The 21114-nt window shown below is 68.2% G+C and carries 21 protein-coding genes and 3 pseudogenes; 11 read left to right on the plus strand and 13 right to left on the minus strand.

All coding sequences use genetic code 11. The features are described 5' to 3' along the window. Positions 1-62: 62 nt before the first annotated feature. Complete coding sequence (locus ACZ6TI_RS44255) at positions 63-1859, minus strand: hypothetical protein (RefSeq protein WP_465351298.1); 1797 nt, start codon at positions 1857-1859, stop codon at positions 63-65. A 909-nt stretch (positions 1860-2768) separates the two neighbouring features. After that, positions 2769-3656 (minus strand): ClpX C4-type zinc finger protein, encoded by an 888-nt coding sequence (locus ACZ6TI_RS44260; RefSeq protein WP_465351299.1) that lies wholly within the window; start codon positions 3654-3656, stop codon positions 2769-2771. Positions 3657-3741: 85 nt separating this feature from the next. Between ACZ6TI_RS44260 and ACZ6TI_RS44265 the strand changes: the two genes are divergently transcribed. From ACZ6TI_RS44265 to ACZ6TI_RS44285, 5 genes are all read left to right on the plus strand, one after another. Beyond that, positions 3742-4506 carry an ankyrin repeat domain-containing protein gene (locus ACZ6TI_RS44265; protein WP_465351300.1) on the plus strand — a complete coding sequence of 255 codons (765 nt, stop codon included), beginning with the start codon at positions 3742-3744 and terminating at the stop codon, positions 4504-4506. Between the two features lie 58 nt (positions 4507-4564). Then, positions 4565-5182: an aminoglycoside phosphotransferase family protein gene (locus ACZ6TI_RS44270; RefSeq protein WP_465351301.1), complete on the plus strand. Its 618-nt coding sequence runs from the start codon at positions 4565-4567 to the stop codon at positions 5180-5182. A gap of 267 nt (positions 5183-5449) precedes the next feature. After that, positions 5450-7195 (plus strand): putative Ig domain-containing protein, encoded by a 1746-nt coding sequence (locus ACZ6TI_RS44275; protein WP_465351302.1) that lies wholly within the window; start codon positions 5450-5452, stop codon positions 7193-7195. Continuing rightward, entirely contained in the window at positions 7195-7878 is a 684-nt protein-coding gene (locus tag ACZ6TI_RS44280) for a prepilin-type N-terminal cleavage/methylation domain-containing protein (protein ID WP_465351303.1), read from the plus strand. Before ACZ6TI_RS44275 ends, ACZ6TI_RS44280 begins: the two co-directional genes overlap by 1 nt. Further along, a complete protein-coding gene (locus ACZ6TI_RS44285; RefSeq protein WP_465351304.1) occupies positions 7851-9398 on the plus strand; it encodes a ricin-type beta-trefoil lectin domain protein in 1548 nt (515 codons plus the stop codon). The genes ACZ6TI_RS44280 and ACZ6TI_RS44285 overlap by 28 nt, the downstream gene beginning before the upstream one ends. Positions 9399-10173: 775 nt before the next feature. Here the strand turns inward: ACZ6TI_RS44285 and ACZ6TI_RS44290 are convergent. After that, positions 10174-10407: pseudogene (locus ACZ6TI_RS44290) on the minus strand (transposase); the annotation flags it as partial. 4 nt (positions 10408-10411) lie between these two features. Between ACZ6TI_RS44290 and ACZ6TI_RS44295 the strand changes: the two are divergent. From ACZ6TI_RS44295 to ACZ6TI_RS44305, 3 genes are all read left to right on the plus strand, one after another. Next, a complete protein-coding gene (locus tag ACZ6TI_RS44295) occupies positions 10412-10654 on the plus strand; it encodes a hypothetical protein (protein WP_465351305.1) in 243 nt (80 codons plus the stop codon). A 1-nt stretch (position 10655) separates the two neighbouring features. Next, positions 10656-11114: a hypothetical protein gene (locus ACZ6TI_RS44300; protein WP_465351306.1), complete on the plus strand. Its 459-nt coding sequence runs from the start codon at positions 10656-10658 to the stop codon at positions 11112-11114. A 136-nt stretch (positions 11115-11250) separates the two neighbouring features. Next, positions 11251-11697, plus strand: a complete 447-nt coding sequence (locus tag ACZ6TI_RS44305; protein ID WP_465351307.1) for a cupin domain-containing protein — start codon at positions 11251-11253, stop codon at positions 11695-11697. Positions 11698-11835: 138 nt separating this feature from the next. On the opposite strand, the gene ACZ6TI_RS44310 is transcribed toward ACZ6TI_RS44305, so the two are convergent. The 8 genes and pseudogenes from ACZ6TI_RS44310 to ACZ6TI_RS44345 form a co-directional block, all read right to left on the minus strand. Next, positions 11836-12744, minus strand: a complete 909-nt coding sequence (locus ACZ6TI_RS44310; protein WP_465351308.1) for a hypothetical protein — start codon at positions 12742-12744, stop codon at positions 11836-11838. 81 nt (positions 12745-12825) lie between these two features. Beyond that, positions 12826-13503, minus strand: coding sequence for a hypothetical protein (locus tag ACZ6TI_RS44315; RefSeq protein ID WP_465351309.1), 678 nt, complete (start codon positions 13501-13503; stop codon positions 12826-12828). A gap of 71 nt (positions 13504-13574) precedes the next feature. After that, on the minus strand, positions 13575-13736 hold the full coding sequence (locus tag ACZ6TI_RS44320; RefSeq protein WP_465351310.1) for a hypothetical protein: 162 nt from the start codon (positions 13734-13736) through the stop codon (positions 13575-13577). After that, on the minus strand, positions 13733-15499 hold the full coding sequence (locus ACZ6TI_RS44325; protein WP_465351311.1) for a family 78 glycoside hydrolase catalytic domain: 1767 nt from the start codon (positions 15497-15499) through the stop codon (positions 13733-13735). The genes ACZ6TI_RS44320 and ACZ6TI_RS44325 overlap by 4 nt, the downstream gene beginning before the upstream one ends. Before the next feature lie 165 nt (positions 15500-15664). Then, positions 15665-15751, minus strand: a pseudogene (locus ACZ6TI_RS44330) (alpha-L-rhamnosidase N-terminal domain-containing protein); the annotation flags it as partial. A 19-nt stretch (positions 15752-15770) separates the two neighbouring features. Then, positions 15771-16160 carry a hypothetical protein gene (locus ACZ6TI_RS44335; RefSeq protein ID WP_465351312.1) on the minus strand — a complete coding sequence of 130 codons (390 nt, stop codon included), beginning with the start codon at positions 16158-16160 and terminating at the stop codon, positions 15771-15773. A 342-nt stretch (positions 16161-16502) separates the two neighbouring features. After that, positions 16503-17138: a hypothetical protein gene (locus tag ACZ6TI_RS44340; protein ID WP_465351313.1), complete on the minus strand. Its 636-nt coding sequence runs from the start codon at positions 17136-17138 to the stop codon at positions 16503-16505. A gap of 258 nt (positions 17139-17396) precedes the next feature. Beyond that, positions 17397-17843, minus strand: coding sequence for a DUF6924 domain-containing protein (locus ACZ6TI_RS44345; RefSeq protein ID WP_465351314.1), 447 nt, complete (start codon positions 17841-17843; stop codon positions 17397-17399). A gap of 366 nt (positions 17844-18209) precedes the next feature. Between ACZ6TI_RS44345 and ACZ6TI_RS44350 the strand changes: the two genes are divergently transcribed. After that, positions 18210-18551 carry a histone-like nucleoid-structuring protein Lsr2 gene (locus ACZ6TI_RS44350; RefSeq protein WP_465351315.1) on the plus strand — a complete coding sequence of 114 codons (342 nt, stop codon included), beginning with the start codon at positions 18210-18212 and terminating at the stop codon, positions 18549-18551. Between the two features lie 317 nt (positions 18552-18868). Here the strand turns inward: ACZ6TI_RS44350 and ACZ6TI_RS44355 are convergent, their stop codons facing one another. Continuing rightward, positions 18869-19051, minus strand: coding sequence for a YegP family protein (locus tag ACZ6TI_RS44355; protein WP_465351316.1), 183 nt, complete (start codon positions 19049-19051; stop codon positions 18869-18871). Between the two features lie 192 nt (positions 19052-19243). Then, a pseudogene (locus tag ACZ6TI_RS44360) lies at positions 19244-19459 on the minus strand (IS30 family transposase); the annotation flags it as partial. A 24-nt stretch (positions 19460-19483) separates the two neighbouring features. Between ACZ6TI_RS44360 and ACZ6TI_RS44365 the strand changes: the two are divergent. Together ACZ6TI_RS44365 and ACZ6TI_RS44370 are read left to right on the plus strand one after the other, a co-directional pair. Then, entirely contained in the window at positions 19484-20176 is a 693-nt protein-coding gene (locus ACZ6TI_RS44365; RefSeq protein WP_465351317.1) for a hypothetical protein, read from the plus strand. After that, positions 20173-20967: a hypothetical protein gene (locus tag ACZ6TI_RS44370; protein ID WP_465351318.1), complete on the plus strand. Its 795-nt coding sequence runs from the start codon at positions 20173-20175 to the stop codon at positions 20965-20967. Before ACZ6TI_RS44365 ends, ACZ6TI_RS44370 begins: the two co-directional genes overlap by 4 nt. The last annotated feature ends 147 nt before the right edge of the window (positions 20968-21114 follow it).

Below are 21114 nucleotides of genomic sequence, written 5' to 3' on the forward strand. Positions count from 1 at the left end.
CCAATGTCCGCTGCCGGCGGTGGTCAGCAGCGCCCCGCCGCACTCTCGTTCAAAGCCATCCGTCAGCCGGTGTAAGCCGGCGTCGGCTGCGGGAGCTTCGCCACGGCGACGGTCAGCTCGGTGAGCTCGGTCACGTCGCTCACCGTGCGCGAAGACCCCACGCCGGCCGCGCCGTTGAAGGAGTACGCGGCGCTTGCCGTGACCGTCGAGCCGGCGAGCACGGGGATCGTCGCCGTGCCGTCGGCATCGGTGCGGATCGGTGTCCAGGGCGGCGGAGTCGCATCGCCGCTGACCTGATACTCGGGGCCATCCGGCCACAACTCGCCCGTAAACATCGACTCGCCCATGCTCGTCACGGAAGCGCCGGCCAGCGGTGTTCCCTCGACGTCGGTGACGCGCACGGTGACCGGCACCAGGCTTGGCAGCCGGATCGTCGCCTCAGCGTCTTCGTCAAGGTTGAAGTAACTGACGAAGTAGATGGTTCCCCGGTAGCCGGGCAGCGTGCCGCGCGCCTCCATCGGAACGTGTCCGACCACGCGGCTGACGGTGATTCGCCCGTCGGCGTCGGTGAGTTTTCCCGGGCCCTCACCCATGAAGCCGACCTTGAACCCCGGAACCGGCTCACCCGCTCCGTCCAGCACCCGGACCGAGAACGTCACCCGCTTGGGCCGACTCACGGCGAGCATCACCTCAGCTGCCTCGGTCGCCTCGCTCAGCGTGGTATTGGGGCTGACGCCGACGTCGCCGTCGAAGGAGTACGTCGCGCCGACCGTGGCCTCGGAGCCGGCGAGGGCCCAGAGCGTGGCAGCACCGGCGGCATCGGTCCGGACAGGGTTGAAGAACATCGTCCAGCCGTGCAGCTTGTAGTCCGGGCCGCCCGGCCACAGCTGCGCCACGGGCATGTAGTTGTCCGCGAACACTGTCGCGCCGGCGAGTGGAGCTCCGTCGACGTCGGTGACACGGACGGACACGGGCACCAGATGCGGCAGCCGGATCGTCACGTCTCGATCTTCGATCAGGTTGAAGTAGCTGTGCGTGTAGACGATGCCTTTGTAGCCAGGAAGCGTGGCCGTCCGCAGCTCCATGCTGGTGACGCCGGCCATGCGGGTGACGCTGATCCGTCCCGAGGCGTCAGTGTCCCGCCGCGAACCCTCGCTCATGAAACTGATCGACACACCCGGGAGCGGCTCGCCCGCTCCGTCGAGCACCGTGACGGACAACGTCACCAGTTCTGGCTGAGCCACCACCGTCGTGACGGTGCAGTCGCTCGAGCTGCTGGTTCCGTCCGAGGTGCAGAAGTCGTCGCCCGTTCCGCCGGCAACCATGTCCTTTCCCGGGCCGCCGTCGATCTGGTCGTCGCCGTCCTGGCCGAGGACGGTGTCATTGCCACCGCCGGCGTAGAGGTAGTCGTTGCCGCCGGAGCCGGTGAGCTGGTTGGGGCCGCTGTTGCCCCTGAGCACGTCGACTCCTGAGCCGCCGATCAGGCCTTCGGTGTCGGCGCCGATGGTGTCGGCCTCCTTGGCGGACCCGTCGTTGGCGCGGCCGTCCAGCGAGGCGGTGACCGACGTCGTGTGGTCCGCGTACGAGACCCGGTCGACGCCGGCACCGCCGGCAAGCCGGTCGCTGCCGGCGCCGCCCAGCAGGATGTCGTTGCCGGCGCCGCCGTCGAGGAGGTCGTTGCCGCCGCGGCCTTCGATGGTGTCGTTGCCGCCGAGGCCGCAGATCACGTCCGCCTTGGCGGTCCCGAGAAGCCGGTCGTTCCGAGGCGTGCCAACGATCGTGCAGGTCTTCCCGGTGGCCGACGTGGGCCGGGCGGCCATCGCCGGCGCGGCCGGGGCGACCGTAACGGCCGTGACCACAGCAAAAACACCGAGCGTCCGCGCAGCACCGCTTGAAAGCTTCACAGCATCCCCGATCCGTGCCCGACCGATCCGGGCGCCGACTCCCCTAATCGGCCGCAGGGGGTCTTATCGAAGGAATCGACGCTGCGATGCTTCCGGCAGGCTCCGGAGGACAGCGATGTCCTCGACATCCTTGTTTCTATCAGGCGCCCCCACGAATGCAGGCTCCCGTTCGCATACCCAGCCTTGCGCTCGGCCCGATCGTAAGTAGTCCCAAGTCCCGTGGGTGACTGTGTGTAAGACGGACAGTTGGTGTGTGGTTCGGCGGTGGTGGTGGTGGTTTGCGGCTGTGACGGTCTCGGCTGGCGCCGCGGTGGAGGCGGATTCTGACGCGGGGTTGAGGGCTGCGCTGGCTCGGGTGGTGGAGGCCAACGAGCGGTGGGAGTGGCTGGCTGCGCAGTTGCGGGAGGTGAATGCCCCGCCGTGTTCCGTCAACCGACGAATGAGTCCCTCGGCTGCCGGCCAAAGGATTCATCCTGAATTGGTGAAGGCGACCTATATAGATCCTGCGACCATGAGTGGATTGTCAGGCGTCCGGTCCAAATTGGCTTGTCGGAGCAGAGCCTGCGGATCTGGCCCTGCGGGCCGGCGGCAGCGGATAAGTCGCCTCGACGATCAGCGTGCCCGCTGGCAGTGCACAGTTCTGTGACGTGCCCCGGCTAGAGACAAGCCTGCGCCTCTCCTTACCGTGGACGACGGTGCTGAGCTGCTCCGATGTACATGGTAACCCCAGTTTCGGGGCGACGGACGGGCGCAGGTTGGTGCCTCCGTCTTAGTTCTTTGGCCTTGATCACATGCGAGTGTTAGCGCCGGGCGGGCTTGAGGCCGCGACGCGGCCGATGCTGCCCTGCGGGAGCCAAAATCGCTTCAGACGGCTGGTTGCCGGCTTTCGAGGATCTCGCGTGCCAACGCGACGCATGCGCCGCAGATGGCAATGCCAGGGCCGTTGACGAGTTGGTCGACGTCGGAAGTGGTTCGGCCGCAGAAGGAACAACCTTGTTTGGTCGGCGGGCGGCGTTTCCACCAACGGGCGGGCCTGGTCGGGTTGACGGTGATGTGGCACTGCAGCTCGCCCTTGATGGCGGCGATGTCCACGCGGAGGTCGTTGAGGACGCGCCGTGCCCGGCTTCCGGGGTCGAGTGCGAGCACCGCGAGGAGGTGTTCGGTGCGCACCTCGAGAGGCGCGCTGTCGGAGGCGTTGGCTGCCGCGCTGTGCGTGGCGGCATCGAGCGCGCAGGTGGCCTCGGTCGACATCGGCGGGACCTGGGCATCAGGCGTGTCGGTGGGTGGGCCGAAGAGTCGATGCGACGAGTCCCGGATCGCGTCGGCGTGCACGCCGAGGCGTTCGAGGATGGCTGCGGCGACGCCTTCGGCCAGCAGGCCGGCCAGCAAGTGCTGCGTGCCGATCTCTGCGGAGCCGTCGGTGCGGGCTTCGCGGCTGGCCTGGTCCAGGCAGCTTTGCAGACGGGGAGCGAGTCGGGCGGAGAAGGGCAGCACACCGGTCGGGGCCGGAGCGGCGAAACGCTGCCGGGCGGCCTGCTTAGACACGCCGAGCCGGGCGCCGATGTCGGTCCAGGACATGCCGGCGCCGCGTGCGTGAGTGACGAAGTCATCCAGCAACCGATCCGCCTCCGCAGCCTGATCAGCGCTGATCGCGGCGGCGTCGTCCAGCAGCCCGGTCGCGTCGGTGCTGGCGGCGTGGTGGTGGACCTGGGCGACAACCTGGTCGAAACCCGTCGGGGACTCGCTGGGCATGCGACAATGTTACGTTGTCTGACGGGCTGCGAGACAAGGTTATGTTCTCGACGCCGCTGCTCGCGCCGGCCGTATGGTGTGCGATATGGATGGCGACACTGATGTGATGGTCCTCGACATCGAGGACCCGCTGGCGGTCGCCACGGTCGGAGCGATCCACACCGGGGACGTCGCCGCGCTGATGCAGTTGCTGGCCGAGAATCCGGGGCTGGCTACCGCCAGGCTGGGTGACTATGACGGCCCAGACTGTGCCGGGATGTCCCGGACGTTGCTGCACGTGGTCACCGACTGGCCCGGCCACTATCCCAACGGCGCGGCCATCGTCGCAGCTCTGCCGGCGGCGGGCGCCGACGGGAACGCCCGGTTTACCGGACCGCATACCGAGGCGCTGTTGCACTGGGCGGCCGGCAGCGACGACGTGGCCGTGCTCGACGCGCTGCTGGACGCGGGCGCGGACATCGACGCCCCCGGTGCGGTCATCGGCGGCGGCACTCCACTGGCCGACGCGCGGGCGTTCGCCCAGTGGCACGCCGCGCACCGCCTCGTCGAACGCGGAGCACACACCACCATGCAGGACGCGGCAACGCTCGGGCTGACCGACCGCCTCGAAGCCTTCTTCGCCGGGCGCCCGCCCGGCCCTGAGGAGATCAACCGGGCCTTCTGGGGCGCCTGCCACGGCGGCCAGCAACAATGCGCGGAGTTTCTGCTCGACCGCGATGCCGACCTCAACTGGATACCACCCTGGGAGAACCGCACGCCGCTGGACGCGGCAACCCGCACCGGCGCCGCCGATCTCGTCGCCTGGCTGCACAGCCAGAGCGCCGCGAGCGCCGCCGAACCGGATCGATAGCCGCACACCCCGGACCGACCGCTGCCCGGCCCCGCAGGCCAGCGGCACACTGGTGCGCGTGACGGCCTTCGACCTACCAGCGAACCTGGTGGACAGCGCGTGCACCGATCCGGTGTCTGGGCGCCGCGAGTGGCTACGCGTGCTGCCGGGTTTCGTGGTCGAGCTGGCCGAACGGTGGTCGCTCCGGCTCGGGCAGCCGTACCAACCGGGCGGGCGATGCGCCTGGGTGGCACCGGTACGGGACGCCGCCGGGCGCGACCTCGTGCTCAAGGTCGCGTGGCGGCACGACGAGGCGACCGATGAAGCGGACGGCCTGCGGGCATGGGCCGGCGAAGGCGCGATTCGCGTGCGCGACAGCGCTGCGTTCGACTCGACCAGCGTGCTGCTGCTGGAACGCTGTCAACCCGGGACCACCCTTTCCAATGGGCTACGGGAATCAGAGCAAGACGAGGTCATCGCAGCTCTCCTGCAGCGGCTGTGGAGCGCGCCGACCGATGGCTACCCGTTCCGTCCGCTGCGGGTGATGTGCGATGCCTGGGTCGCGGAGTTCGAGGAGGGGTTCACCGCGTCGGCCGGGCTTGATCCGGGGCTGGCACGGGTCGGGATCGAGCTGTTCGCGGTCTGCCGGCCACCGCCGAGCGGCAGGTTCGTATTGAGTAATCCAGTCACCCGGTAGCCCGCGCGGTGCCAACCGATTCTCAGGGGCATCGGCTCTCTCAACGACGCCGTTCATCAACTCGACGCCCTGCGAACTTGGCCCGTGGCGACGTCGGGTACACCGCGGTGCGGGGCACCTGCACCGCGCTGTGAGCCGGCGGGGTCACCCGGGGGCACGGACACGCCCGGCGCAGATCGTGCTCAGGTTCGGTGCAGCCTGGCCGATGAGTTGCATGAGCGCTGGGATGGTCGCACGGCTTCGATGCCCATGCGGGGAGGGAGGAGCATGTCAGCCGGCGGGAACCGTGTCAGCTGGTGGCCCGGGGTTCGCCGACGGTCTGACCTTGAGCCGTCCACCGCGGGCGACGAAGGCTTCACTCTCGTCGAGGCGCTGGTCGGTCTCGTCATCATCAGCATGGTCATGACCGCGTCGTCGCCCTTTTTCATCAACTCCGTCATCGTGGTCGCGCGGCAGAGTGCGCAGCAGACCGCGGTGCAGCTCGCCACTGACGCGGTCGAGCGGGTACGCGCGATCAAGCCGGGCTCGCTGCTGATCGGGCGAAGCCAGCAGAAGACCACGGAACAATGGGATACGGCACCCGACAAGGTGAAGTCAGAGCTGGCGAAGATGGTGAAAGCCTGGGATGCGACGGCTCCGTCGACCGCAGGGGCGCAGGCGGCCCTGCCCACCGCGGCGGTGACGGTCGAGCCGGGCGGCCTCTCCTTCGACCAGCAGTGGTACGTGGGTAAGTGCTGGCAGAAGCCCGCGTCCTCGGCGCTGCCGGGCACGGCGACGGACTGCAAGACGACCAGCGCCACCGGAGACGCGGAATACGTCCGGGTCGTGGTGTCGGTGAGCTGGACGGGACAAGGCTGCTCCGGCGAGTGCGTCGAGGTCACGTCGGCCCTGGCCAGCACCGGCACCGACCCCGTGTTCGAGGTCAACACGCAGCCTCCCTTGATCACCGGCCCGAGTTCCGGGTTCGCGTACGTGAACGAGGAGGTGGACGAGAACGAGGCCGTCGACCTGCAGATGCTGAGCGAGGGCGGTGCACCCGGCCCGCTCACCTGGTCTGTCGTGCCCGCCTCCGCGCTGCCTGCGGGCCTGAGTATCGTGCCGGAGTCCGGCGTGTTCACGGGCATGCCGACCGCGGCCGGAACGTTCCCGGTCCCGGTGAAGGTGACGGACAGCGAGGGCGAGTCCGACACGTTCACCATCACCGTGACCATCTACCCGGAGCTGATGATCACCTCGCCCGGCAACCAGACGAATCAGGTCGGCAACGCCGTGAACCGGAGCGTCACGGCCTCCGGCGGCAAGTCGCCTTACACCTGGCAGGCGGAGGATCTCCCGGCCGGGCTGTCGATCAACTCGTCGACCGGGGTCATCTCGGGCACCACCACGACAGCAGCGGCACATGGCGTCGAGGTCACGGTCACGGACGCCAATGGCAGGACGGGTTCGACGGCGTTCACCTGGATCGTCGGGACGCCGCCGCCAGGAGGCACGCTGAAGGTGAGCCCGCAGAGTGCGAGGAGCGTGAAGTTGAACGCCAGCGTCAACGTCACCATGACCGCATTCGGTGGCACGACGCCGTACACCTGGACGGTGCAGGACCTGCCGCCCGGACTGTCGATCAACTCGTCCACGGGTGCGGTGACGGGCAAACCCACCACCTGCACCCGCTACGTGACCGCGGTGACCGTCACCGACAAGACCGGCGCGAAGGCGACCACCGAGGCCGTCTGGCAGATGAAGAGCTGCGGCGGCACGCGGGTGACCTCACCGAGCCCGGCAATGCCAGACCAGAGCAGCGTGGTCGGGGCCGCGGTGAACCTGAACGCCAGAACCAACATGTCGAACAGCCCTTTACCGCGCTGGACCGCTACCGGGCTGCCGCCCGGACTAACGATGACCGTCAGCGGCGCGGTGACCGGAAGCCCGACGACGAGGGGCACCTACCCGGTGAAGTTCACAGTGACGAACGGGAGCAAGACATCGGTACTGATGTTCACCTGGACGGTGAAGTGATGCGCCGGATCACCGCCGGCGCGGCGGCACCGCAGCATGACGACGCGGGCCTGAGCCTCATCGAATTGCTGATGACGATGACCGTCATGAGCGTCGTGACGCTGGTGTTCACCACGGGGATCGTCCAGGTGTACTGGGCGAACCGCAGGATGGAAGCCCAGTCTGTGGGGAAGTCCCAGCTGCACGTGGCGTTCCAGCGGTTCGATCGGGAGCTGCGCTACGGGTCGTCGATCAGCGAGCCGGGCAACGTCGATCAGCGCCACTACGTGGATTTCGCCGAGGCCGACCCCACCCAGTGCGTACGGCTGCGCCTCGACGCAAACGCGCAGCCCCACGGCCAGGACGGCGCGGGGATCCTGCAACTGATCCGGTGGAAGCTGGGCACACCCCCGACCGGGACCAGCCCCTGGACGACGATCGCCTCGAACCTCGTCGTAGACACCGACCCCTTGAACACCATCCCGGACACAGGCCCGCCGTTCGTCACGCAGGCCGCCGGAGCCACGCCGTACGCGTCGGATCCCGCCGGCCAGGAGCTCCGCACTGCCTTCCAGCGGCTCCGGATCCATCTGACGGCCATGTTCGCGGGCATCAGGACGGAGGTGGACACCACCTTCACCGCCGTGAACTCCGCGAAGGCGACGCAAACCAACGCATGCGAAAACGATTGGCTGAGGACATGACGCTCGTAGGCAGGCTGGGAACGGGCCACAGCGACGACGACCGGGGCTCGATACCCATGGCGATGCTGCTGGGAACGGTCGTCATGTCCCTCGGCGCCGTGATGGTTCCCGTCGTGGTCAGGCAGAGCGTCAACACCACCACGGTCACCGTTCGCAGCAGCGCGATCGAGGCCTCCCAGAGCGGCATGGATGCGATGCTCGGCCAGATCCGCGCAGCCGCAGGCGACTACCGGAAGCTGCCACCGTGCGAGCTCGACGGCGGCACCGACGACCGCTACCACGTGGCGATCACGTACTACGCCGTGCTCGGCGGGGTGACCACAGACCTGGGCTGCCCGCCGAGCGGCGTGCCGACGACGGCCCGGCTGACCGCCACCGGCACGGCCGACTCGGCGCCCGGCGTGGACAACACCCGCACGTTGGAGGCGACGTACAACTTCAAGACGACGAACGAGAACATCAGCGGCGGTAACATCCGCCTCGACCAGCCGACTAACCCGCACCTGTGCCTGGACGCCGGCGGTACACGCAGACCGGCCGCCGGGACGGCCGTCAGGATGGAGCCCTGCGAGCGCCAGATCGACAGCAACGGGCAGCTCGTGTACACCATCGCCAGCGATCAGCGATTCACCTACATGACAGACCTCACCATCAAGCTGGCCAATTCGGAGAGCACGTCGTTCCCGAAGGGGTTGTGCCTCGACGCGCCGATGCCACGCAAGGCAAATGACATCGTGACGTTCGAGCACTGCCTGGGCCGGGTCGCCCGCCAGCAGTGGAGCCTGGACAACAGTTCGAACCTCCGCAGCACGTCGGACGGCGTCAACCTGGACAGCTTCTGTCTCAACCGCGTCACAGCCCAAAGCAGCAACGACTACAACAAGCTGGTGATCGGCAGCTGCGGCGCCGGCTCCGACCAGCGGGTATGGCGGCCCCAGGCCGCTGTGGGCGCGGGCATGGCCTCGTCCGCCACCAACCAGCTGGTCAACTACAAGCAGTTCAGCCGCTGCCTCGACGTCACCAACCACGACACCAACATGTCGTACATGATCGTGTGGTTCTGCAAACAAGCGCCAAACGGCGACGTCTCGTGGAACCAGCGATGGACCCTCCCGCCCCTGGCCGTCTCGGAGAACACCGCGACGGCGGAACGCATCCGCACAACCGGCACCGGCAGCCCCGGCGTGTGCCTGCGCAGCCCACGATCCACCGCCACGAACCGCTACGTCACGGTGATGTCTTGTTCCGCACCGCCCGCGCAGCCGGACAGGAACCTGGCCGCCGACCTGCAGTGGAAGATGTACGGCGACACCGGGACATACGCCACCAGCTACACCGTCGTCGATGTTGACGGGGACTGCCTCACACCCACCGATCTGACAGTGACGAACCCCGATACCCACTCCGACGGCACAGCGAAGACGAAGATCGCCAAATGCGACGGCAGCCTGCTACAGAAGTGGAACGCGCCCGCCAACCTGACCGATCCCGACCCCATCACCAACACCACCGAGAAGTAACCGCGGCCCCGCCCAGCGTGGCGGCGCCGATCAGGGCGACCCTGACCGGCGCCAACAAACGAGACTGGACGCCATCGCGCGCCGTCTCGCCAAACACCGCCGCACTATCGAAGGGGTAAACGATTGTTACGGCTGTCGACAAACGATGCGACAGCCTCGGAACTTCGCACCCCGGGCCACAACCGCCCTCAGATTCCTATGCTGACGCTGCGGTGACCTCGATAGCTCGACCCTACGAAGCGCCACGAGTTCAACGACGACGAGAGATCACCAGTCACGGTCGTTGTCGGCGTGCCAGCCACGATGCCGCCGGAGCCCTACGAAACGGATGAAGCGCAGCAGCAAGGGCCAGGACAATGGCCCGTCGCCCGCGGCCATTCGGACGTGAGTCGCGACACGCCTCGACTACCTCGGTGACCTCGACCCAGCCGGGCTCGCCATCGCCGCAACCGCCTGCGCAATCGCTCAACAAGCCGGAGTGCCGGCCGGACCAGCCGAAGAACTCTGGTCTTTGCTGGTCCAGCAGCCCCACAGAACCGGCCCCAGCATCGACGTGAGCAGCGGCCGCGCGCTCGTCGGCTGGCTACCGGACGGAGTCCGGGAACCGGCCTTGTCCCTGATCACTGCTGGCCTGGCCATACCACAGGAAGCTCTACGCTTCGATCTGCTTGACGCGGCACTCTGCCCATAGTCCGCGCGGTACAACGCTAGGACCGCAGCGGGGACTGTCTCGCTAACGGCTCTGGCGCTCTTTCGGTGGTGACCGTAAGTGATCTCAGTTGAGGAGGATGCGGTGGCGTAGCAGGCTGAACCCGGCTCGGCCGTGCATCTGGCGCATGATCCGCTTGGTCTTGGTGTTGACGCCTTCAGTTCCGCCGTTGTGGTAGGGCAGGGTCACCGCGGCGTGGACGGCTTCGCGGTCGAGTTCGAGGCCGCGGGCGAAGGTGTGCAGGTGCGGCAGATCGGCCGTCCGGGCGGCAGCGATCCATGCTTCGAGTCGTGCGCTGTTGCTTGTGGGCACCCCGCACGCCGACCGACCGCTGGCCGGGATGTGTGACTCCGCGCGTTGTCCGCAAGCCACCCACCATCCGCGCCACCGGCCCGTCTGGGCCGAGCACCTCGAACAGACCAAGACCTTCCTCGGCAGCCTCGGCCCCAGCCGCAAGACCGAACGGGCCCGCCTGCAGGCCGACCACGACCGCGCCCAGCGCGTCCTGGACGCCATCGACACCGCCACGAACCCCGAGAACGGGTGACATGCGGATCACCGCCGCCAAACGCACCGCCAGCGAGAACCGCGTCCGCGCCGCGATCGACCGGTTCCTGCGCGGCGAGATCCCACCCGGCGGCCGCTGCGACATCAAGACCCTCGCCGCCGAGGCCGGCGTCGACCGCACCGCCTTCTACGGCAACCGCCCCTACGCCCACCTGCGCGTCGAGTTCGAACAACGCCTGCAAGCCCTCCAAACGGCAGGTGAACGGCCCGACCCGCGCGACGCCCAGGTCACACGCCTCAAGAACGAGATCGCCTCACTGAAGCGCCGCCTCACCGAGTCAGCCACCATGATCGACGAGCTCACCGAGTTCCGGACCCACGCCCTTGCCCAACTCGGCGCCCAACACGACGAAATCACCCGCCTGCGGCGGCAGGCCGATCAAGCCCTGTCAGTGCGCCGACCGACCCCACCGGCCCCGAGCACAACATCATGCAGTTGACGGCTCGCACACCGGCACGGTCAGGAACCTCATCCCTACTTGCCCGCATCCCTGAGGCTGACCGCGAGGACGCCAACCCACGCACTATCCGGCCGAGACAGTGAAATCCAGACCGCTTGTGCCTATCCTGGCCGGTATGGCGGTCCCGGACGCGTACGCACTCGAACCTAACGCGGGCGAGCTGCTCGTCTTTGGGGGCGTCACGATCCTCGTCAGGGCGGCGGCGGTCCAAACCGGGGGCGCGTTCACGCTCTTCGAGGAGGTGCCGCCGATGGGGGATACGCCGCTGCACGTGCACGAGCGCGAGGACGAGCTGTTCTACGTGCTTGAGGGCGAGCACATTTTCCGGGTCGGGGAGCAGGAGCACCGCGTCGGGCCGGGCGGCGTTGTGTTCGGCCCGCGGGGCGTCCCCCACTCCCAGCGCAGAGTGGTCCCCGGCGAGGGCCGTCTGCTCGTTCTGACTGCCCCAGCGGGATTAGAAGGGTTCTTCCGGCACCTGGCGGCAGCGCAGGAGGCGGGAACACTTGGGCCGGACGCCCGGGCCGAGGCGTCAGCGCAGTACGGGATTACCTGGATGGACTGACGTGCCGTCGTGACACGGCTTTGATGCGGCTGCGGCCGCTGTGGCCGGGGATGTCGGGGTGCGCACCAACACCAAAGCCCGCGGCCGGCTCGGACAGCCACCGACGGTCGAAGCCACCTTCCTCGAACCACTCACAGATCAACGGCACCCGGTCCGGGGCGCCACGGTGACGAGTCCGATCACGACACCGCCGATCCTGCACAACTGGCGGCAGAAGTCGACGGCAGCGGCGTCGGCTCGGCCGGTGGTCCGGCGCCGGTGGTGTCCGAGCCACGCGCCGCCCAGCGCCACCGCGGCCGGGATCGCCAGTAGCACCGGGATGAAGAACAGCTCGTACATGAGGGAGGTGGACCGGCACTCGCCGGAGACGACCCGGCATGGGGTGTTCTGCTCTGCCCAAGCGAACCAATACCCGGCAACCAGCCACCGGACCGCCGCGAGGATCACCAGACCGCTTACCCCGGCGGCCGCCGCCACCGCCACCGACCTGCCCGACCACGCCACCACGAACCCCAGCACCCCGGCCAGCACCGTGGCGGCGACGAGCCCCGCCAGCAGCATCGCAAGCTCGGGCATGCCGAGCGCCGCGGCGGCGAGCAGCGCGGCGACCCAGCCGAACCAGGCCAGCACCGACCCGCTCATGGCCGGCACCGCCAGCATCGTCCAGACGACGATCAGTCCGAGTACGACACCCAGCGCGGCGAACCCCACGTAGTGGCCAAGGCTCATAGGGGCCACGTCCGGATCGTCCCTGCCGCGCCCCGCCACGATCGCCAGCACCGCCGCGGGCAGGAGCCCGACACCGGTCACGGCGGTGGCGACCGCCCGGCGGCCCGAGTACGCCGGGCCACCGCTCGGCGCGGTCAGCAGCCGGCCGCCGACAGCACCGGCCAGGGCCGAGGCGACGCACAGGGACCAGACCAGCAGCGCGGTCGTGTCGGGCCACCCCGTCCCCTGCCATACCCCGCCGCGGTCCAGCAGCATGACCAGGCCGATAGAAGCGGTGGCCGCGACCAGACCGATCCCGGCGACACCGTGCCGTCTCATGCGCGGAAATCTACCAATCCGGCACCAGCGGGTTGGGCACACCGCACCATGGTCGACCCTCGTCCCGCGATGCCCACGGCATCAGTGTCGCAGGCAGATGACCCGGAGCTGGTCGGCCGGCCCGCTACGGGCAGCAGTGTGGAACCTTTCCGCCTGTGGACCGATGAACTCGTCCAGAGTCACCGACCAGGTCACACGCACCCAGCGACCGGGCGTGAGCCGGCTCGGGCGAGCAGGTTCGGCAACCAGCACCGGGGCGGCATCGGTGGCATCGCCGCGGGAACTATCCTCCAGAGCCGCGAGGACCTCCGGCGACATGCCCGCGGCCAGCAGGTCGTGCCGCGGCAACGGGGCGGCCCCGTCGCCGAACAGGGCAGCGTACTGCGTCGGCACCGACCCGCTGATCAACAGTAGCCGCCGGCGCCAACTGCCGATGAGCAGTTCCGGCCAAGGCATCCAGAACTGCCACCACTCCTCCACAAGGGAGCCGACCCTCGACGAATCCGCCGGGTGAAACAGCCCGGTATCCCCGATGCCCGGCGGCGGATCGAGTCGCACATCGAAGAGCGCGAACGGCGGGCGGGCCCGGGCCTCGGCCGGGTGAAACAGGTCCAGCAGCCGTGGTCGGCGGCCGAACCAGGCGAAGTACCCGGTGTGACGGCATGCGCAGTGAGGAGCGTCGCAATGCGCGAATCCCGGCGGCACCGCCCAGCGCCCGTCCACCAGGCGCTGGACGTAGAAGTGGGTGTCCAGGCTCAATCCGCTCGTCACCTCCCCGTTGACCGTACCGGGACCGAGGCCGCTCAGTCGCCGGGAACTAGCGGGCCATCTCAGGCGGTCGCGACAGTGAAGGTGTGGGTGCCGGCGGGGGCGGTGAAGCCCACGTGTCCGTCACCGGCGCCGCTGTAGGTGGCGCGTGCGGGAGCGTGGACCTTGGTGGGGTCGGTGGCGGGGACGCGTACCTCGGCCTGGGTGTTGGTGGGGACGGTCACGGTGAGGGTGAGGGCTCGGCCGGTCCTGGTCCAGGTGGAACGGGTCTCGCCCTGCGGGTCTGGTAGGTGGCGGCGGCGCGGGTGAGGTCGCCGACCGGCTGGGGCTGGAAGAGCGGGCGGTCGCCGGTGGGGCGGATGCCGGAGATACCGGCGTGGAACCACTCCTCGATCTGGGCGAGGATCATGTGGTTCTTGGAGTCGCCGCGGTCCCAGCGTTCACCGATGGTGGTCATGCCGCCGGGGTTTGCCGGGGTCGGGGCCATGAAGAAGCCGTAGCCGGGCTCGTCGTTCTCCTGCAACAGGTCCCACAGAACGTCGGGCCGGTCGCCGTTCATGAGCGCGCGGACGATGGGTGCCATGCCGGTGATGCGACCGGAGGTTTGATCGGCAGCCACCCACTCGGCCAGGGCGGCGTCCACGAAGTAGCCGTCGACGACCTTCTCCCGCTGGATGTAGTCGACGAACCGCACCATGCTGTCGTAGTACCGGCTCATCAGGGCGGTGTCGCCATAGAGCTCGTGCAACAACGAGGGGACCAGCACGATCGCGTTGCCCCAGTTGATCTCGTCGCCGAACCGGCCGGTGTAGCCCCAGTCGTAGACCGGCGTCTTGAGGGCGACGTTGCCGGCCATCGGGGTGTCCGCGACGGACTGGCCCTCGACCAGGTGCCGCATGGTGGTGCGGAAGAACGCGTCGAGCTCGAAGTCGCGGTGGATGGCGCCCAGCGGCATCGTGTAGTCGGCCGGGTAGGACAGCTTTTCACGGCCGGGGCAGTCGGTGAAGACCGACATGATGTTGCCGGCGAAGGAGTACCGCGCCATCGTGTGGATCCGGTTGATGCGCGGGTTCGACGAGGTGAAGGTGCCGGCGGTCGGGACGTCGGCCTGCAGGCGTACGCCGATGATCAGGTCTTTGGGTGGGGTGAAGCCGGCGGGCAGACCGGTGACCTGGACCCACTGCATGCCGAAGTAGGTGAAGTCGGGATGCCACGCCTCGCCGCGCTCGAGACCGGCGGTGGTGTAGGTGTTGAACAGGTCGGTGCCGCGAGATCCGCCGCCGCCCATCAGGGACGCCTGGTTGACGGTGCCGTCGGGGTTGAGCGACTCGGCCGGCGCCATCTTCACGGTGACGCCGGAGGGCAGCTTCGTCAGGCTAAGCCGTGGCCAGCCGACGATGTTCTGGCCCAGATCGAAGACCCAGGTTCCGGGTACGGGGTTCGTGACCGAAACCGGGGTGCGGCGTTCCTGGATCGTCACCGGTTCGGCGGCGCGGGCGACCAGCTTGGTGGCGAGGTTGGGCGGCGGGGCGAGACCGGCCGCGATCCAGCCGGTCGGGGGGCCGTCGCGTCGCCGGGCGGACGCATCCAGACGAGCGCCGGGCCTGTCCCAGCCGGGTTGTTCGCTGCGGGCGTCATAGTCGGCTCCGGAGTACCAGGCGTCGGTGACCGGCGGCCCGAGCGCGGTCCGCCAGGATCGGTCGGTGACCATCGTGTCGGTGCTGCCGTCGCGGTAGGTGATCTCCAGGCGGCCGATCAGGCGTGGGGTGACGCCGGCGCCGGCCGACGGGTCGCTGGCGGCGATGTTGTTGCCCGAGCCGGTCACCTTCGCGCCTGCCGAGTGCGTCCGGGCCAGAGCCGGGGTGAAGGTGATGCTGTCGGCGCCGATCGCCGTGATGACACGGAATTCCAGGCGGTCGCCTCCCGCGCCGGTGTCGACGTTGATGGTGCCGCCGACGTGATAGTCGGTGACCGAGCTGAGTTTCACGGTCGTGCCACCGGGCGGGGCTTCCTCGGTGAGGGTGCCGCTGCCCTTGAGCTGGCTTTGCCACCACGAGTAGGGCGAGGTGCGGCCGACCGCCGGATTGGTGACGCTGCGGCGTACGTAGGCCGGGCCGTTGCCCAGCGCGACCCCGACGGTGTTGGCGCCTTTCTGCAGAGCGCGGGTGACGTCGTAGGTGCGGTATTCGCTGGAGAGCTGGTAGTTGGCGTTGCCCGGGGCGAGGACCTCGTCGGTGATCTCGGCGCCGTTGAATGGATCAACTGCCCTGCGAGGGTCGGCCGGGGGTTGTCCAGGCCGAGTGGCGCGTCGGCGCGCCCGTCGACGCTGAGATTGACGACGGTGACCCGGCTGTGGCCGCGGTGGCGGCCGGTGGTGCGCCGGTGATGGTCAGCACGAGGGCGGCGGTGACGAGGAACGCCGGTTTTCTGATCGGCACACCGACGGCGTCACCCTGCTCCATATCGGCACCGACGCCCTCCAACTCCCGTCGCCCCTGGCCGACCTCGCTGCTCGCCTTCCCGAACGGCGCGCCGCCGGCATGGCCCGCGACCTCTACACCGACCAGTGGCTGTTCCCCGGCCGACAACCCGACCGCCCCGCACACCCCGCCACCCTCATGCGCCAACTCAACGCCCTCGGCATCCATGCCCGCAGCAACCGCAACACCGCCATGCTCCAACTCGCGGCCGAACTTCCCGCCGTAGTCATCGCCGACCTACTCGGAATCCACGTTGGCAGCGCGACCCGATGGGTCCACCAGGCCAGAGGCACCTGGACCTCCTACGCCGCGGACCACAGCCAATGAGCCCGACAGGTCTCAATGTTCGCGATTTCCGCCCCGCCGAACGCGTACAGGGCTGACCCCAGCTGGCATCACACGGCGTGACGGCGCTCTACCGGCTCGCCGCGCACGCTCGGCGGCAGATCCGGACGTCGTCGGCCAGGGAACCCGGCGTTGTTGAAATGCAGGCATGCCGGGGATTGAAGGCTATCCGAAAATGCGTCTTGCCCATCGCACCTCACCGCTGTCGTCGACGTAGATCAGCGCCACCACGATGTCGCGTTCGGCGTCGGCGAACGGGATGAGACCATCGCCCCATGGGCGGAACCACGCGGTCGCTGTTCCCGCCTCAGTGGCCGGCGCGTCCACCGCCGCGGTGGGAAAGTTCGTCATGCCGTTGACATCAGTGTAGTTCGCTTCCACGGCTCCGCCCAGCCAGTCGTAATGCTGGGCCAGCGTCTCATAGGCGCCCGCCCAGTTCGACCCGGTCGCGCCCTCGGAGTTCCAGCCCCCGTCTGCGGCCAGCGGACGTGGCGGAGTCACTCGCCCGTCGAGCGCGAGCAACTGGAACGACCCATTGCAGTGCGCTGGCGCTGACCACCGAACCTGGACCACCACGGATTGGCTCGCGTCGTGAAGCCGGGTGGCCGTGCGCGGTGGCGCGCCGAGCCGGACGGCCACATCCTCGAAAGTGTCCTGGGTCGCAAGGCCAACCTCAACATGAACCGTCAGCCGATCCCCGCCATGAGCCCACTCCCGTTCCCGCTGCACGCGCAGAACGACAACGCCTGCGACGACAAGCACAGCGGCAGCAACTACAGAAGCGATCACGGCCCGTCTCACTGCCGCATTGTCACAGACGTCCTCGCCGACGGACCCGATGCCGTCGAGGTTCGCCCTCTGACAGCCGCAGATCTACACCGATTCGCAGGTAACGTGGCACGGTCGCCCGGCGAGGACGCGGTGTGGCCGTAGCCTGCCCACGAAAGTCTCCGGTAACGCGGTCCGGGTCGCGTCGATTCGAGGCGCCACTACGGACCCGCTCCCGCGATGCAGCAAGGAGACGCGCGGATCGCGGCCAGATGTGCGCACCAAACTGCGTTACTCGAAGCCGCGGAAGATACCGTCGTCGTCCACGTTGTCGGCAAACTCTTCCCAGTCCATGTTCGAGATCGTGAGGTTGTTCTGCACCGACCACATCTCGGACGGCAGAACCCGGAACGTGGCACCGTACTGCGGCCCCTTTCCCTGCTCCTCCAGACCTTCCACGTAGTCGTAGAGGTTGACCACCAGGACGGGCCGGTCGGGGTGGGTCAGCGCCTTCGTATCGACGAGGAAGACAACGGCGTGATCGACGTCTGCGGGCACCATTTCCAAAAGCTTCGACGGTGTGATCCCCTCGTACGCACGATCATCGACGAACGCGACAAAAGCGGTGAATTCATCCTCTGTCTGTGGTTCAGCGATCGCCGCCTGAATTTCTGTCCATTCCCGCGGACGGGAAAATCGGTACGGATGGCCAAGGATACATCGGAGCTCTGGTGCCACATACGCTCATCCACGCACGGGAGGATAAGCCAACAGGCAGCATCGAACGCACTCAACTCGGCATGAGCGCACGCCGAGCGGTCCGGCAACGCGCCAGTTATTGCAGCGACTCGCGGTGACGGGCCGGTACATCGCCGCCGGTTCGCTTGTCCGGTCACGCGCTGAAGGTAGCGATGGTTCCCCGGCTGCCGGCCTCCATCGGCGGTAAACGTTTGAAACGCTGCTGGTTCGGCGTGCGACAACAAAGCCGCCGGTGTGTTGTAGGTGGCGCCAGTGCGCCGAGCGACCTGATTCACCTATCGGCTATTGTTCTCTGGAACTGAACGTCCGTTATAGGCGCTCAACACTTCTCGGAGGCGATACGCCATGGCCAAGCAGGTAATCACGGTTCTCACCGACGACCTAGACGGCGGAGACGCCGACCGTACGCTCGAGTTTGGATTCGACGGTGTCAACTACACCGTCGATCTGTCCGAGAAGAACGTCGGCAGGCTCCGGAAAGCCCTCGACCCGTATCTGGCGGCCGCGACCCGGGTAGGCCGTACCGGCGGGAGCGGACGTATCACGTCTCGCACGGCGGCGCCGACGCGGGCGAACCGGGATCAGAATCAGGCCATCCGTGAGTGGGCAGTCAAGAACGGCTATGAAGTCTCCGAACGGGGTCGTATCCCGAGCTCGATCGTTGAGGCGTTCCACGCCAAGCGGTGACCAGCCGACACCCCGCTCGGGGGAACAACCGGTCGCGGATCTGGATGGGTGGGCGTATCTGCCCATCTGGGACCGCAGGCGAACTGCCGACCGGCCAGGTCGAGAGTTCAAAAAAGGAGCTTGACCTTGGGCTCGTGTGCTTCGTCGCCGCGGGTGCCGACCCCAGCCGCCTGGGGCAACAGGAACCAGGCAGAGCTGACTGTTGTCAACGAACGACCAGCACGGACACGAAAGCCGCCCAGGAAGCACTGCACCCGGGCGGCGCCGCTCGTTCGTTGGCTCGAGATCCGGGCCCTGCCGAGAAAACGACACAAAGGTCAGGCGTCGGTCTCTACGACCTCAGCGCCATTCGCGGCACGCTGCACCGCCTCGCAGCCGTCCTTGGCCGCAGCCTTGGTCTCATATGCCTCGCCGGTCGCCACCACCTGCCCGTTGGAAGCCTTGAGCCGGAACCGGAACTTGCCCGCCTTGTCGGAGTACACCTCGAACTTGCCGGCCATTACCGTCCGCGCCTTCGCTCGTAGGACCGCGCTCTGATCGCGACGCGGGAACTTCCCCGGGGAGATAGTCACCTGCTGGCACGCGGACGAAACCATGGCGTCCCGTCCCCGCCTCGAAGGGCTCCGATGCGGGAGGTGATCGCCGCTCTTCTCACGCAGACACCCCAGAAAATTCGGCTCCTAGGCGTAAACCTTGCGGCTGGCGGTGAGCACTCTCGGCGGCAGAAGAGTGCAGCCGTTCGTGGACACCGGCTGGGCGTACACCCACTGGGAGATCGCCTCGTGAGACACCCGGCAAGTCTGATCCTCGGGGTAGTCCGCCGGTAACCGGCCCGCGATCGACGCCGGGGACCAGCCCTTACGGAGCTGCCGGCACACCACCGTCCGGAGCCGTGCCGACCGCTCGACAATGCTCGGCGCTACGCTCACCCGATGCCGCGCCTCGCCGGAGAAGCCCTCGCCACGTTGGGCTGGTTACTGCTCGGGCTCGTCGTGATCAGCGCGGTCGTCGGCTACCGGGTCCGCGCCCCGCGGCGGCGCTGGGCCGCACTCACCGCGTTCGCCGCCGAACGTGGCTGGCAGCCGCAGCAGCACGATCCCTCGCTCGTCAGCCGCTGGTCCGAGTACCCGTTCGGGCGCGGCGAGGATCGGCAGGCCCGGGACGTGCTCACCGGCGTCTACCGTGGACGCTCCATGCTGGCTTTTCAGTACTCGTACGAGGAGCCCAGCGGAGACTCCGAGGGCTACCCCACCACGAAGACCCGTCGGTTCGCGGTGTGCACGGTGCGCCTCCCCGCGCCGCTGCCGGACCTCTCCGTCGACCCCACGACGTTCATTTACCGGGTCGCGAGGGGCGTCGGCTTCCCCGCCCTCAGATTCGCGGACCAGGAGTTCGACCACGCCTTCGCCGTGCACGCCGCCGAGCCGAAGTTCGCCTACGACGTCATCGATCCCGGGATGATGGAGCTGCTGCGGCGCCGGGACCGGGTGGCCTGGTGGATCCGCGGCGACGATCTGGTGTGCTGGTGGCCCGGCACCTACGATCCGGCGACGGTTCTGAGCCGGTTCGACCTGCTCATCGACATCCTCGAGGCCATCCCGCCGCACGTGTGGTCCAACCGGTGATGCGACCCAGCGCGGAACTGGTCCGGCTGCTGGATGGCCTGCGGCCGGCGGAGCTGGCGCTGAGGGACTGGGTGCGTACCCGATTGAACGCCTCGATCGTGCGCGAAATAGCTCTCCTGGATCACGGCAAGCAGGTTGAGGAGCACCGGCGGGGCATCGAGGAACTGCTGGTCGTCAACCATGTGCCGCAGGAACTGCCGTGGAATCCGGCCGAGGTGCTGGAGCTCGCGAGCCATGAGCCGCTGACCGGGAAGCAACTCCGACCGGAATGGGCTGGCGAGCGCGGGCAGGTCGCGCGACTGTTCTGCTGCTTGGTGCTCGTGCGGGCGGACGACACGCACGTGCCGGCCGCGAAACTGGCCCAGCTGATCGAGTCGGCGCTGGAGCTGGGTCGGGAGGCGACCGAGAACACGGTCCGCTTCCTGGCGTGGTGCCGGCTGCACGAGCCCGGCGCCTGGCGCCACGATGATGCGGCGCGACCGTTGCTGACCTGGGGGCTGCTGCTGTCATACGCCATGGTGCCAGGGGTCCAGGACCCGGCCGTCGTGGCCGGGTTGATCCGGACGTTCGAGGAGGACGTCGCGACGGCGTTGCCCGAGTACCGATCGCTCGGCCGGGCGCCGACGGCGACGCTCAGGAAGGTGGCTGGCGGGCCGGGTTGGCGGCTCTGGCAGACGTTGACCGACCGCTGCCTGACCGACGCCATCCCGAGCCAGACCACGGTGTCCATCGACACGCTGCGCACCTGGTTCGGGATCGAGCATCGAGCCGGGCCGCCGTCCGCGCGGTAGTGCGCTCGAAGTCAGTGGAACAGAGCTCTGGTGCGCCATTGCAGTGCTGCCGAACCAAGGCGTCTAAGCAAGGACGTGCCGTTGTACACCCCGTGAGACCTCCCAGGCGATGAATCGCTGTGCGCCGCGCTGACTTTGCTGCGGAAT

Source organism: Actinoplanes sp. NPDC051388 (genome assembly GCF_055586225.1).

What these genes read in the sequence shown, in the direction of transcription:
- ACZ6TI_RS44365 (WP_465351317.1), top strand. Translation starts at nt 19,484, where the DNA reads ATGCCGCGCCTCGCCGGAGAAGCCCTCGCCACGTTGGGCTGGTTACTG.
- ACZ6TI_RS44280 (WP_465351303.1), top strand. Translation starts at nt 7,195, where the DNA reads ATGCGCCGGATCACCGCCGGCGCGGCGGCACCGCAGCATGACGACGCG.
- ACZ6TI_RS44285 (WP_465351304.1), top strand. Translation starts at nt 7,851, where the DNA reads ATGCGAAAACGATTGGCTGAGGACATGACGCTCGTAGGCAGGCTGGGA.
- ACZ6TI_RS44355 (WP_465351316.1), bottom strand. Translation starts at nt 19,051, where the DNA reads ATGGCCGGCAAGTTCGAGGTGTACTCCGACAAGGCGGGCAAGTTCCGG.
- ACZ6TI_RS44275 (WP_465351302.1), top strand. Translation starts at nt 5,450, where the DNA reads ATGTCAGCCGGCGGGAACCGTGTCAGCTGGTGGCCCGGGGTTCGCCGA.
- ACZ6TI_RS44350 (WP_465351315.1), top strand. Translation starts at nt 18,210, where the DNA reads ATGGCCAAGCAGGTAATCACGGTTCTCACCGACGACCTAGACGGCGGA.
- ACZ6TI_RS44310 (WP_465351308.1), bottom strand. Translation starts at nt 12,744, where the DNA reads ATGAGACGGCACGGTGTCGCCGGGATCGGTCTGGTCGCGGCCACCGCT.
- ACZ6TI_RS44260 (WP_465351299.1), bottom strand. Translation starts at nt 3,656, where the DNA reads ATGCCCAGCGAGTCCCCGACGGGTTTCGACCAGGTTGTCGCCCAGGTC.
- ACZ6TI_RS44300 (WP_465351306.1), top strand. Translation starts at nt 10,656, where the DNA reads ATGCGGATCACCGCCGCCAAACGCACCGCCAGCGAGAACCGCGTCCGC.
- ACZ6TI_RS44265 (WP_465351300.1), top strand. Translation starts at nt 3,742, where the DNA reads ATGGATGGCGACACTGATGTGATGGTCCTCGACATCGAGGACCCGCTG.
- ACZ6TI_RS44305 (WP_465351307.1), top strand. Translation starts at nt 11,251, where the DNA reads ATGGCGGTCCCGGACGCGTACGCACTCGAACCTAACGCGGGCGAGCTG.
- ACZ6TI_RS44335 (WP_465351312.1), bottom strand. Translation starts at nt 16,160, where the DNA reads ATGGATGCCGAGGGCGTTGAGTTGGCGCATGAGGGTGGCGGGGTGTGC.